The following is a 12,263-nucleotide window of genomic DNA, read 5'->3' as shown; positions in this document are numbered from 1 at the left end:
AATGTCTGACGAGGCGATAAACCGCGTGAGCAGCCTGCCATCCAGGCCCCGCAATCGGAGTTCCTCATGAGCGAATTCGACGTCCTGTGCATCGGCAACGCCATTGTCGACATCATTGCCCGGTGCGACGAGGCGTTCCTGCTCGACAACGGAATCATCAAGGGCGCGATGAACCTGATCGACGTGGAACGCTCTGCTCTTTTGTACGAACGCATGGGGCCGGCGGTCGAGACCTCCGGCGGCAGCGCCGGCAACACGGCGGCGGGTGTGGCGGGGCTCGGCGGCAAGGCAGCCTTTTTCGGGAAGGTGTCGGACGACGAGCTTGGCAAGGTCTACAGGCACGACATTCGCGCACAGGGCGTGACTTTCGATACGCTCCCGCTGGGCGGCAATCCGCCCACTGCCCGCTCCATGATCTTCGTTACGCCGGACGGGGAGCGCTCCATGAACACCTATCTGGGCGCCTGTCTGGAGCTTGGCCCGGAAGATGTCGAGGTGGACAAGGCAAAGGCTTCGAAGATCACCTATTTCGAGGGCTATCTGTGGGATCCGCCGCGCGCCAAGGAGGCCATCCGTCTGACGGCCCAGATCGCGCATGCGGCGGGTCGGGAGGTCTCCATGACGCTTTCCGATCCCTTCTGCGTCGACCGCTACCGCGACGAGTTCCTCGAACTGATCCGCTCGGGCACCGTGGATATCGTATTCGCGAATGAGCATGAGCTGATGTCGCTCTACCAGACCGCCTCATTCGAGGCCGCTCTGGAGGCGATCCGGCAAGATTGCAGGCTGGGCGTGGTGACGCGCTCGGAGCGGGGCTCCATAGCGATGACACGCGATGAAACGGTGCAGATTGACGCGGTGCCCGTGGAGCAGGTGGTGGACACCACCGGTGCGGGCGATCTTTACGCAGCCGGTTTTCTGTTCGGCTATACGCGGGGCCGCAGCTTGGCCGAATGCGGCCGGCTCGGCTCCCTGGCGGCGGCCCTTGTGATCCAGCAGATCGGGCCGCGCCTGCAGACGAGCCTGAAGACTGCCGCCGAACAGGCGGGGCTTCTTTAGCGCAATCCAGGAAAGGTAGATCGCCTGCGCTGAGAAGCCGGCCCACATCGTCATAGCCTGCATCAAGCTCGCTGGCTTCCTGTTCGTGGTTCCGCCGCGCCCCTCATGCGCCGGGCGGGGTAGGCACTCCCAATGTTGCACGGTTCGGGCCGCTATGGCAGAAGCGGCACGGCCTGGATCATCCCGGCGTTCCTTAGAACGCCAATGATCCAAGCTTTTGATTTCGCGCAATTCCGAACGAAAACGTTCAGCCGCAGTTCCCGGATTTGCGCCAAGCTGTGGAGATCTGGTGAGATCCTTGCTCGAAAAGAAGCGCCATCAGAGGCAGCGCAATGACGGCCCAGAGGGCACTCGGACGGCGGCGCGTCCGACGATGCGCCTGTCCGGCGCGCTGCCCGAGGAACGCGTGCCGGTCGTGCTCGAAGTACATCCGGATGAGGACTACGCACTTCTCGATTCGGGCGATGGACGCAAGCTTGAACAGTATGGGCCGTACCGCATCATCCGCCCCGAGGGTCAGGCGATCTGGCGGCCGGCCTGGGACGGGGCCGAATGGGCGAAGGCCGACGCGGTCTTCACCGGTGATCTGGACGAGGAAGGAATGGGGCGCTGGCGCTTCCCGCGCACGTCTTTAGGCGAGACCTGGCCCATGCGTTTCGACGGAATGAACTATCTCGGCCGCTTCACCTCGTTCCGCCATGTCGGCGTCTTTCCCGAGCAGGCTTCCCACTGGAAGCACATGGAAACGCTGATTGAGGCCGCGCGGCGCCCCGTAAAGGTGCTCAACCTTTTCGCCTATACGGGGCTCGCCTCGCTGGTGGCTGCGCGAGCGGGCGCGCAGGTTACCCACGTCGATGCCTCGAAAAAGGCGGTGACCTGGGCGCGCGAGAACCAGGAAGTCGCCGGCCTTTCTGACAGGCCGATCCGCTGGATCGTCGAGGACGCGCAGAAATTCGCCGAACGCGAGGCGCGCCGGGGAAACGGCTATGACATCATCCTGCTCGATCCGCCCGCCTACGGCCGCGGCCCCAAGGGAGAGGTGTGGCAGCTCTTCGAGCATTTGCCGAATCTGATCGAGGTCTGCCGCTCCATCCTGTCGCCGAAGCCCCTGGCGGTGGTGCTGACCGCCTATTCCATTCGCGCCTCCTCCTTTGCCATGCACACGCTGATGCGCGACGCCTTTGCGGGCATGGGCGGATGTGTGGAATCGGGGGAGCTGGTGATCCGCGAAAAATCCGCCGGCCGGCGGCTGTCCACGTCTCTTTTTTCGCGCTGGGTGACCCAATGAGCACGAAGGAAAGGCGTGCGCCCGGCAGGGTGAAGGAAGTCACCAGCCTGGCCAATCCGCTCGTAAAGGACATCAGGGCGCTGGCGCTCAAGAAGTATCGCGATCGCGAGCGCGCCTTCATCGCCGAAGGGCTGAAGCTTGTGCTCGATGCGCTGGACTCAGGCTGGACCATCCGCACCCTCATCTACGGCAAGGTAGGGCGCGGCAACAAACTGGTGGAGAAGGCGGCCGCACGCACGGTAGCCCTTGGTGGCCTCGTTCTGGAGGTGAGCGAGAAGGTGCTTTCGGCCATCACGCGGCGCGACAATCCGCAGATGGTCGTCGGCGTTTTCGAACAGCGCTATCGGCCGCTCACGGAAATTCAGCCTGCCACGGGCGATGTCTGGGTTGCGCTGGACCGGGTTCGCGATCCCGGCAATCTCGGTACGATCATACGCACGGTCGATGCGGTCGGCGCCAAAGGCGTCGTGCTTGTGGGGGAATGCACCGATCCGTTTTCGCTGGAGACCGTGCGCGCCACCATGGGCTCGATCTTCTCCGTGCCTCTTTCGCGCTGCGACGAAGCGGGTTTCCTGGCCTGGCGGCAGGCTTTTCCCGGTCTCGTCGTCGGGACCCATCTCAACGGGTCGGTGGATTATCGCACCATCGACTATGACCCCGGGCCGGTCTTGCTCGTCATGGGCAATGAACAGCAGGGCCTGACAGATCGGCTTGCCGTAAGCTGCGACCGGCTGGCGCGCATCCCTCAGGCCGGCCGCGCCGATTCGCTTAATCTCGGCGTGGCAACAGGCGTGATGCTGTACGAAATCCTCAGGAATCGCCTGCCCGTGGTGGAGGAGCCCGCGCCTTGAAACAGGAAAGACTGGGGCTTTACGGCGGCATTCTCCTTTTGGCCCTTGTCGCCGACCAGGCGATCAAGTACCTCGTTGAAAGGCACCTGCCGCTTCATTCCGCGGTCGAGCTGCTACCGTTCCTTTCCCTTTTCCACTCGCGCAATACCGGCGTGGCCTTTTCCCTGTTTTCCGGCGTGGATGGGCTGTGGCTCGGCTTTCTGGTGCTCGCCATCACCATTTTCATCGTGGTGGTTGCAGTACGCACCAGCCCGGCTCAGGTCCTCGCACGGCTGGGCTTCGCGCTCATCATCGGCGGCGCGCTTGGCAATCTGATTGACCGGGCGGTTCGGGGCTACGTGGTCGATTACATTTACTTCCATACGCCCATTTGGTCCTTTGCCGTCTTTAATCTGGCCGACGCGCTGATCACGATCGGCGCTGCGCTGGTTATCCTGGAGGAGGTCCTGGGCTGGCGCCGTGCTGATGGCGGAGATGAAAAGTGGCCTTGAGAGGATGGACCGAGACTGACGCCGGCTGAAGCGCTCCGGATATCCGGAAAGTCAGCAACGCGCGCGCGAAGCGTCGGCCGACTCTGATCGCGGCAGCCATTCGTTGATCTTCGCTTCCAGACGGGCGGGCGATACAGGCTTCGTGAGATAATCGTCCATGCCTGCCGCGAGGCAGCGCTCCCGGTCGCCTTCGAGCGCGTGAGCAGTCAAACCGATGATCGGTGTCCGCTCAAGTTTTTGCTCCGTCTCCTCCTTGCGGATGGCCTGCGTAGCCTCAAGCCCGTTCATTTCCGGCATGGAAATGTCCATAAGAATGAGGGCCGGGCGATTGCGCCTCCAGAGAACCAGAGCCTCATTGCCGTTGGTGGCAATTGCGAAGCTGTAGCCAGAGTGTTCAAGTATCTGTCGGAAGACGAGCTGGTTTACGTCATTGTCCTCCGCCACCAGAATTTGCAGCGGTTCTGGCGGCACTTCCTTGCTCGGCATCGGAAGAACGGGAGCGTTCTCCCTGGGCGCGGTGTCCGCCTCCGGCTGTTGCGCCGCCGCCCCGTCTATCTGCTGGGCAGGCACATGCTTGCTCCGCTGCCCAAGGACGTCGGCAATTGTCTTGCGCAAAAGCGCCGAGCGGACCGGTTTGATCAGCACGGCCCGCGCGCCGGAGGTCTTCAATTCGTGCAGCGCCGTTGCGTCATCAACCGAGGTGAGCAGGATGGCCGCAGTCTCGCTTCCGTGACCGGAAAGCTGCATACGGGGCAAAAGATCCGCACCCGTTATTCCAAGCATCTGATAGTCGAGCAGGACGAGGTCTACGGGTGCTCCGAGCCGCCGCGCCTCGTCAAGAACGGCAAGCGCCAGTGTGCCGTTCTCCACCGCGCAGCAATCGAGGCCCCAATGCTTCATCTGCTCCGTGAGAATGCGCCTGTTGACGTCGTTGTCATCAACGATCAATACGCGCGCACCCTCCACCGGCTGGACGGGCTGCGGCTCCCTGCGCGGAGCTTCGTGGGCGGGAAGCGGCAAGCGGCAGCGGAACACCGATCCTTCGCCGAGGCGGCTCTCCGCTTCGATCGTGCCTCCCATGAGTTCCGCCAGCTTTGACGCTATCGCCAGGCCGAGCCCTGTCCCCTCATGCCGCCTTGTGGAGGAGGCATCCACCTGGCTGAACTTCTCGAACACCGTTCCAATCTTGTCCTCCGGGATGCCGATACCCGTGTCGGTGACCTGGAAAACAATGCCTTTGGAATCGCTCAGGGCTTCGATCAGCACATAACCCTGATCGGTGAACTTGACCGCATTGCTGACGAGGTTGGACAGTATCTGGCGCACGCGCCCTTCGTCGCCCACAAACCATTCCGGCAGCTTGGGATCGATCCGCACGATCAGTTCGAGGTCCTTTTCCGATGCGCGCGAGGAGAAGAGGGCTGCGACATCCTCCACGGCCTCCGTCAGGCGAAAGGGCGCGGGGTCTAGATGGGCCTGGCCGGCGTCGATCTTGGAGTAGTCCAGTATGTCGTTGATAATGGCCAGGAGCGCGTTGCCGGAACTGACGATGATGTCGTTATAGGTGCGCTGGCGCGGGTCGAGATCGGTGTTTGCCATGAGCTCCGCCATGCCGAGAACGCCGTTCATCGGCGTGCGGATCTCGTGACTCATATTGGCGAGAAATTCTGATTTCGCGCGGTCGGCCGCCTTGGCGCCCTCCAGCGCCGTCTTCAGGCGAGCCAGCGCCTGGCGGATCGAACGGTCCATAGGCAGGAAGATGAACAGGAAGATCGCTGCCGCGAAGACCGCAAGCGCCACCGCCAGCACGAAGATGGCCACCCGGGCCTGTTCCGCAAGCTCGCGGTTGAACCGGCGCAGCGCTTTGGCAAGCTGTCCGAGCGCCGGCTGCACGATATAGCCGATGGTGACTTCCAGATGCACGCCTTCGGCGACGCGCCGGTCCCGGCTGCTGCCGATGGCGTTTTCCAGTTCGGCATGGAAGTCTTTGAGAAGTTCGAGCGGCTCTACCTTCCCTTCGGGCGTTCGCGCCATAAGCCGCGCCTTGAGACCGTCATCGAGGCTCTGCCACAGGGTCTCCATGCGCTCGATGACGGTCGCCAGGCGTTGAGACTGGATTTTCAGCGCGTCCCTCGTCCAATCGGTTTCCTCGATGGGCTGGCGCGACATCTCGATGGCGGCACGCCCTGCCCGTTCGATTGTCTCCGATGCCTGGGCCACCAGGACGGCCATGGAGGTGGCGGAAGAAAAGCGATGATTAGCAATCTGCGAGCCGACGACGAATGCCGTCGCCGGAATGATGAGGGCAGCCATCACCACCAGATAGCGCTGGCGTACGCCGCGCACCGCACGGGCTATGGTTTGGGAGGGGTCGCCGCTTTCCTCGTGCCGCTGCCTGCGTTTGCGGGCGCGCACGGCCCAGAATACCGCGCACAGGATGCTCGCAAGGGCAAGTGCCACAACCGGCACAACCGCTCCAAGAGCGAACAATGCCCCCCTTTGCGGCTCAAGGCCGAAAAAATCGAGCATCGCCGACGTTCTCCCCACCGCCGTCAAAAGCACCGGCTGATGAGCAGGGCCATAGCCGGCGCGCGCCGTCACCAAAAACATGAGGTGGCAACGTGAAGGTTCGGTTAAGCGGGGGACGCGGAGGACTGCATGTCAACGACGTCCACGGGCAGGGACGCTCCGATCCTGCCCGTGAGGACGATGGAAGGTCAAAGGCGCGTCAATGCAGGCTCACCGGCTGCAGATCGTTCTGGAATGCGCCTGCGAGAGCGGCGTCGCGTCCGTCGGCCAGAAGGATGGGGCGGCCGTTGGCGGCGAAGAGCGCCCACAATTTCGTGCCGGGGGCCATGTCCGGCATGCCCGGGAACTTGCCCTTCAGTTCCGCGGCATCCATCTCGCGCATGTAGGCGATGGCCCCTTCGCCAATATGGGCAAGCTGCTGCGGAGTCACCGTTATCTTGCGTTCGTTGTCGGTCATGTCAGCCTCCTTTTCCGCGGGCCGCTCATGGAGCCAACCCACTCAAGAGCCTCGGGTTCCGGTAAAGGTTCATCGCTTCACTCCTTCACCGAAATGTCTATCCGGCGCACCAGCCGTTCGGGCTCGGGCCGATCAAGGTCTATGGCCAAAAGGCCGTTCCTCAATTCCGCGCCCAGCACCCGCATGCCGTCTGCGAGCACGAATACACGCTGGAACTGCCGCGAGGCGATACCGCGGTGCAGATATTCACGTTCCGTGTCGTCATTCTGCCGGCCCCGGACGATCAATTGGTTCTCCTCGATGAGGACCTCCAGATCCTGTTCGGCGAAGCCCGCCACGGCCAACGTGATTCGCAACCGCTCGCCGCGCCCTTCCTTGTTGCGGATGCGCTCGATGTTGTACGGCGGGTAGCTATCGCCCGACTTTGCTATCCGCTCGAGCGTTTTCTCCATGCTGTCGAACCCTAAAAGCAGCGGGTTCGAGAAGGGCGTCATGCGCGTCATGTCTTCCTGTCCTCAAAGAGCGACGTGGACAGCAAAAACCCGAATGGCGTTCTTGCCGGCACCGCTGATATGGTCTGTTCGCGCAACGAGTTCAAGAAGGATGCGAATTCATGGCGGGCCTGAGAAAAATCATTATCGACACCGATCCGGGCCAGGACGATGCGGTCGCGCTTCTTCTGGCGCTGGCAAGCCCCGAGCTGGACATCCTTGGCATCACAGCGGTTGCCGGTAATGTGCCGCTGGCGCTCACGGAAAAGAACGCGCGCAAGGTCTGCGAACTTGCCGGCAGGCCGGATATGAAGGTTTACCCCGGAGCAAGCCGGCCCATGGTGCGGGATCTGGTGACGGCCGAGCACGTCCATGGCCAGACGGGACTCGATGGACCTGACCTGCCTGAGCCCGCCATGCCGCCCATGCAGATCCATGCGGTCGATTTCATCGTCGAAACGCTGATGAATCATGCGCCGGGCGAGGTTACGCTGTGCACGCTGGGACCGCTTACCAACGTGGCGCTGGCTCTCGTGCGCGAGCCCAGGATCGCGGAGCGCGTGCGCGAGATCGTGATGATGGGCGGCGGCTTCTTCGAAGGCGGCAACATCACGCCTGCCGCCGAGTTCAACATCTATGTCGATCCGCATGCGGCGGATGTCGTCTTCCGCTCGAAGATCCCGATCGTCATGATGCCGCTCGACGTCACCCACAAGGCGCTGACTTCGCCGGAGCGCATCGCCACATTCCGCGAACTTGGTACGCGGGTGGGAGACGCGACGGCCATACTGCTGGAATATCAAGAGCGCTTCGATACGGAAAAATATGGCTCCCAGGGCGGCCCGCTGCACGATCCCTGCGTCATTGCCTATCCGCTTGAACCGAAGATCTTTGGCGGCCGCAGATGCAATGTGACGGTTGAGACGGCTTCGGAACTCACCATGGGCATGACGGTGATCGACTGGTGGCGCGTCACCGACCGTCCAGCAAATGCGCTCGTGATGCGTGACATCGATGATGAGCGCTTTTTCGCGCTTCTGGTGGAACGCATCGGGCGGTTGCGGGATCCGATTTCACCCCCTCGTTTCGCAATAGAGAATGCCCGGCGAGGGACAGCCAAGGCTGGAGTAGGCGACGTTGGCCGGGGGTCGAGCTCCGGCCATTAAAATTCGCGCGGCCGAAACTTGCCTTGACATTTAATCAAACGATTGAATAAATGCCTGCCATGACAAGGGATGACTTTCTTCACGAAACAGGTTCTGCAGGCGGTTCACGGCGGATTGGCGCCGCGGAGCGGACGCGCGAGGCGCTGATCCGCGCCGCTATACGGCTTTTCGGAAAACGCGGATTCGATGCCACATCGACACGGGCCATCGCCGCGGAGGCTCGCGCCAATATCGGTTCCATCGCCTATCACTTCGGCGGCAAGGAAGGCCTGCGCACGGCCTGCGCGCAATACATCGCTGCCATGATCTCGCAAGTGGCCGGGCGTGCGCTTGGTGATCTCACTGCCGATCCGTCGCGCCTTCAGCTTGCGCCTGAGGAGGCCGCCGCCCGGCTCGTGCGCGCTATAGAAACTCTGGTAGGCTTCATGGTAGCCCGGCCCGAGGCGGGGGAGATCGTGCAGTTCATTCTGCGCGAGCTGGGTCAGCCCACGGACGCCATCGATGTCATCTACAACGGCGTGTTCGAGCCGGTGCACAGGCATTTGTGCGGCCTGTGGGAAGCGGCCACCGGCGACCCCGCCGAGAGCGAATACACCAGGATCGCCATTTTCACGATGGTCGGCCAGATCGTCTATTTCCGCATCGGGCGAGAGCCGGTGAAGCGTCGCATGGGCTGGGGCGAGATCGGCCCGCGCGAGGCATCCGCGGTCGCGGCGGTCGCACGCGACAATCTGAAGGCCATCCTTGAGGCGCGGAGGAAAAGATCATGAGCATTCTTTGCGCCATTCCCCTGGCCGGCCTCATCTTCGCCGCCTGCGCCGTGCCGCAGCCGCTCGCCGTCGGCTATGTGGAAGGCGAATATGTGCTGCTCGCGCCGGTGGAAGTCGGGCAGGTGCGATCCGTCCAGGTCGGGCGTGGTAACCGGGTGGAGGCGGGTGAGGCGGTGGCGCTGATAGAGGAGACCGGCGCCCGGATTGCCGTTACCCAGGCGGAGGCCGCGCTTGCGGAGGCTGAAGCCGCGCTAGCCAATCTGCAGGAAGGCCAGCGGCGAGAGGAGATCGCAGTGCTGGAGGCCACTCTCCGCTCGGCCGAGGCACAGGTGGCGGAGGCCGACCGCGTTCTTGCCCGCACGAGCGACCTTTTCCGCAGAGGCATTGCCACTCAAGCAGAGCTGGACAAGGCGCAGACCGAGGCGACGTTGGCGGAGGCGCGCGTTGGGGAAGCGAGAGCGAAGCTGGCCGTGGCCCGTCTGCCAGCCCGAGCTCAGGAGATCGAGGCAGCCGAAAGGCGGGTCGAGCAGGCAAAGGCGGTCCTGGAGCAGGCCAAGTGGCAGCTTTCCGAGCGCACGATCCGGGCGCCGGCGACAGGCCGCGTGAACGATGTGATCCGCAATGCGGGCGATGTCGCGGGGCCTTCGGCGCCGGTCGTTTCCATGCTGCCGGATGGCGCCGTAAAGCTGAAGCTCTATGTGCCGGAACCGGACATTTCCGCCATCGAGGTCGGTTCCGTGCTGGCGGTGCGCTGCGACGGCTGCCCCGAAGGGCTTGAGGCGCGTGTCTCCTACGTCTCACCGGAGCCCGAGTTCACACCGCCGGTCATCTACTCGCTCGAGACGCGGCAGAAGCTCGTCTTCCTGGTGGAGGCGAAGCCGGAAGGCGAGGCGGCGGACCGGTTGCAACCGGGGCAGATCGTCGATGTGATCCTGGGCGCGCAGCCAAATAGTGGTTAGCGAACAGGGAGTAGCGAATAGCGAGTAGGGAAGGATTGCTCTGAACAGTTCAGCACTCCCATTCGCCAATCCCTATTCGCTACCCGCTATTCCCTATTCGCCCCTTTCGGAGAAATACATGCATGCCATCGACGTCCATGGGCTGGTCAAACGCTTCGGCGAGAAAACCGTTGTCGACCATGTGTCCATGATGGTGGAGCAGGGCGAGATCGTCGGCTTCTTGGGGCCGAACGGATCCGGCAAGACAACCACCATCCGCATAATGTGTGGGCTTCTGACACCCGACGAGGGAGGCGGCCGGGTGCTCGGCTACGACCTCGTCACCGAAGCGCTGAAGATCAAGCGCGAGGTCGGCTATATGACACAGCGCTTTTCCTTCTACGAAGACCTGACAATCGCGGAAAACTTGGAATTCGTCGCTCGCCTCTACGAGCTGAGGCCGGTACGGGAGCATGTCGACCGCACGCTGGAGGATTTGGGGCTGACAAGCCGCCGCAACCAGCTTGCGGGCACGCTTTCGGGCGGCTGGAAACAGCGGCTGGCGCTGGCAGCCTGCATCATGCACAAGCCAAAGCTGCTGCTGCTCGACGAGCCCACCGCGGGCGTGGACCCAAAGGCGCGCCGCGATTTCTGGGACGAGATCCACCGGCTGGCGGCGGAAGGACTCACCGTGCTAGTCTCAACCCACTATATGGACGAGGCCGAGCGCTGCCACCGCATTTCCTACATTTCCTATGGCAAGCTGCTGGCTACGGGCACCGTGAGCGGGGTAGTGCGCGAGGCGGGTCTCGTCACCTTCGTGGTCGAAGGGCCGGGGCTCGAGCGCATGGTGTCTGAGATCGCGCGCCTGCCGGGCGTCGAGCAGGTGGCTCCGTTCGGGGCAACGTTGCACGTGGTGGGCTCCGACGAAAAGTTGCTTTCCGACTCTCTTGCCGTCATCGCGAGCAGGCCAGGCGTGACCGTGACACGCGGCGACACGAGCCTTGAGGATGTCTTCATCCAGTTCATGAGCAAGGCGCAGGACAATATGGCATGAGCCACAGCCGCTTCCTCTCGCTTTCCCGGTTCCGCGCGCTGCTCATCAAGGAATTCATCCAGATGCGGCGCGACAGGATCACCTTCGCAATGATGCTCGCCGTGCCGCTGATGCAGCTTGTGCTGTTCGGCTATGCGATCAACAGCGATCCGAAATATCTGCCCGCGGCACTCGTGACCACCAGCCAGGACCACTACACCCGCGCCATGGTCTCCGCCCTGGAGATGACGGATTATTACCGCTTCGAGCATGTGGTCGGCAGCGTGAGGGAAGCGGAGGCCCTGATGGCGCGAGGCGACGTGGTGTTCGTGGTCACCATCCCCTCCGATTTCGCGCGCAAGGTGGACCGGGGCGAGCGCGCGCAGATCCTGATCGAGGCGGACGCGACCGATCCGTCCGTCGCAAGCGGGGCAATCTCGACACTGAGCACTGTGGCAAGCCGAGCACTACTGCGCGAGCGCGGCATCACTCCCACCGAAGCCGAGGCGAACCGGCAGCTCGAAGTGGTGGTGCATCGCCGCTACAATCCCGAGGGCATCTCACACTACAATATCGTGCCGGGCCTGCTCGGCGTCATCCTGACGATGACCATGGTGATGATGACCTCCATCGCGCTGACGCGTGAGCGCGAGCGCGGTACAATGGAGAATCTGCTCGCCATGCCGGCAAGCCCGCTCGAAATCATGCTTGGCAAGATCCTGCCCTATTTTGTTGTCGGTGCCGTGCAGGTGGCCGTAGTGCTCATCGCCTCGAGCCTGCTCTTCGACATACCTTTTGTGGGCAGAATGTGGCTGCTTCTGCTTGCCGTGCTGATCTTCGTCATGGCGCTCGTGCTGCTCGGCTACACGATCTCCACCGTTGCAAACACACAGATGCAGGCCCTGCAGCTCACCTTCTTCTTCTTTCTGCCTTCCATCCTGCTTTCGGGCTTCATGTTCCCGTTCCGGGGTATGCCCTTCTGGGCGCAGTGGGTCGGCGAAATCTTTCCACTCACCCACTTCCTGCGCGTCGTGCGGGCGGTGATGCTGAAGGGCGCTGACATGCCCGCCGTCGCGTTCGAAATCGCGGTGCTTGCGGGCTTCATCCTCGCCTATGCTGCAATAGCGCTTACACGGTTCCGGCGGACGCTGGATTGAGGAGCGTCAAGCCTCCGACCTTTCGGCACG

Annotated in this window: 12 protein-coding genes; 9 read left to right on the top strand and 3 right to left on the bottom strand. The window is 62.9% G+C overall.

Annotated features, from left to right (window positions below; translation table 11 throughout):
- The first annotated feature begins 66 nt into the window (after positions 1-66).
- The 4 genes from NYR54_RS07035 (at position 67) to lspA (ending at position 3,689) form a co-directional block, all read left to right on the top strand.
- Complete coding sequence (locus NYR54_RS07035) at positions 67-1,059, top strand: adenosine kinase (protein ID WP_261514893.1); 993 nt, start codon at positions 67-69, stop codon at positions 1,057-1,059.
- 289 nt (positions 1,060-1,348) lie between these two features.
- Positions 1,349-2,347, top strand: coding sequence for an RsmD family RNA methyltransferase (locus NYR54_RS07030; protein WP_423738579.1), 999 nt, complete (start codon positions 1,349-1,351; stop codon positions 2,345-2,347).
- On the top strand, positions 2,344-3,198 hold the full coding sequence (locus tag NYR54_RS07025; RefSeq protein ID WP_261514892.1) for a TrmH family RNA methyltransferase: 855 nt from the start codon (positions 2,344-2,346) through the stop codon (positions 3,196-3,198). Before NYR54_RS07030 ends, NYR54_RS07025 begins: the two co-directional genes overlap by 4 nt.
- Positions 3,195-3,689, top strand: coding sequence for a signal peptidase II (gene lspA, locus NYR54_RS07020; protein WP_261514891.1), 495 nt, complete (start codon positions 3,195-3,197; stop codon positions 3,687-3,689). The genes NYR54_RS07025 and lspA overlap by 4 nt, the downstream gene beginning before the upstream one ends.
- A 51-nt stretch (positions 3,690-3,740) precedes the next feature.
- Here lspA and NYR54_RS07015 read toward each other — a convergent pair whose 3' ends face one another.
- The 3 genes from NYR54_RS07015 to NYR54_RS07005 form a co-directional block, all read right to left on the bottom strand.
- Positions 3,741-6,218, bottom strand: coding sequence for a hybrid sensor histidine kinase/response regulator (locus NYR54_RS07015; RefSeq protein ID WP_261514890.1), 2,478 nt, complete (start codon positions 6,216-6,218; stop codon positions 3,741-3,743).
- A 199-nt stretch (positions 6,219-6,417) separates the two neighbouring features.
- A complete protein-coding gene (locus NYR54_RS07010; protein WP_261514889.1) occupies positions 6,418-6,675 on the bottom strand; it encodes a BQ00720 family protein in 258 nt (85 codons plus the stop codon).
- A gap of 77 nt (positions 6,676-6,752) precedes the next feature.
- Entirely contained in the window at positions 6,753-7,178 is a 426-nt protein-coding gene (locus NYR54_RS07005; protein WP_261514888.1) for an Hsp20 family protein, read from the bottom strand.
- A 110-nt stretch (positions 7,179-7,288) separates the two neighbouring features.
- On the opposite strand from NYR54_RS07005, the gene NYR54_RS07000 reads away from it, so the two are divergent.
- The 5 genes from NYR54_RS07000 to NYR54_RS06980 all read left to right on the top strand — a co-directional run bounded on the left by NYR54_RS07000 (position 7,289) and on the right by NYR54_RS06980 (position 12,233).
- Positions 7,289-8,332: a nucleoside hydrolase gene (locus NYR54_RS07000; RefSeq protein ID WP_261514887.1), complete on the top strand. Its 1,044-nt coding sequence runs from the start codon at positions 7,289-7,291 to the stop codon at positions 8,330-8,332.
- Between the two features lie 59 nt (positions 8,333-8,391).
- Complete coding sequence (locus NYR54_RS06995) at positions 8,392-9,102, top strand: CerR family C-terminal domain-containing protein (RefSeq protein ID WP_423738584.1); 711 nt, start codon at positions 8,392-8,394, stop codon at positions 9,100-9,102.
- Complete coding sequence (locus NYR54_RS06990; RefSeq protein WP_261514885.1) at positions 9,099-10,061, top strand: HlyD family secretion protein; 963 nt, start codon at positions 9,099-9,101, stop codon at positions 10,059-10,061. Before NYR54_RS06995 ends, NYR54_RS06990 begins: the two co-directional genes overlap by 4 nt.
- Positions 10,062-10,179: 118 nt before the next feature.
- Positions 10,180-11,097 (top strand): ABC transporter ATP-binding protein, encoded by a 918-nt coding sequence (locus NYR54_RS06985; protein WP_261514884.1) that lies wholly within the window; start codon positions 10,180-10,182, stop codon positions 11,095-11,097.
- Positions 11,094-12,233, top strand: coding sequence for an ABC transporter permease (locus NYR54_RS06980; protein ID WP_261514883.1), 1,140 nt, complete (start codon positions 11,094-11,096; stop codon positions 12,231-12,233). The genes NYR54_RS06985 and NYR54_RS06980 overlap by 4 nt, the downstream gene beginning before the upstream one ends.
- The last annotated feature ends 30 nt before the right edge of the window (positions 12,234-12,263 follow it).

Origin of the sequence: Chelativorans petroleitrophicus, from assembly GCF_025398195.1 — a bacterium.
GTDB classification, from domain to species: domain Bacteria; phylum Pseudomonadota; class Alphaproteobacteria; order Rhizobiales; family Rhizobiaceae; genus Chelativorans; species Chelativorans petroleitrophicus.
Note: the sequence above shows the minus strand (reverse complement) of the source record. Positions and strands in the feature narration are given on the sequence as shown.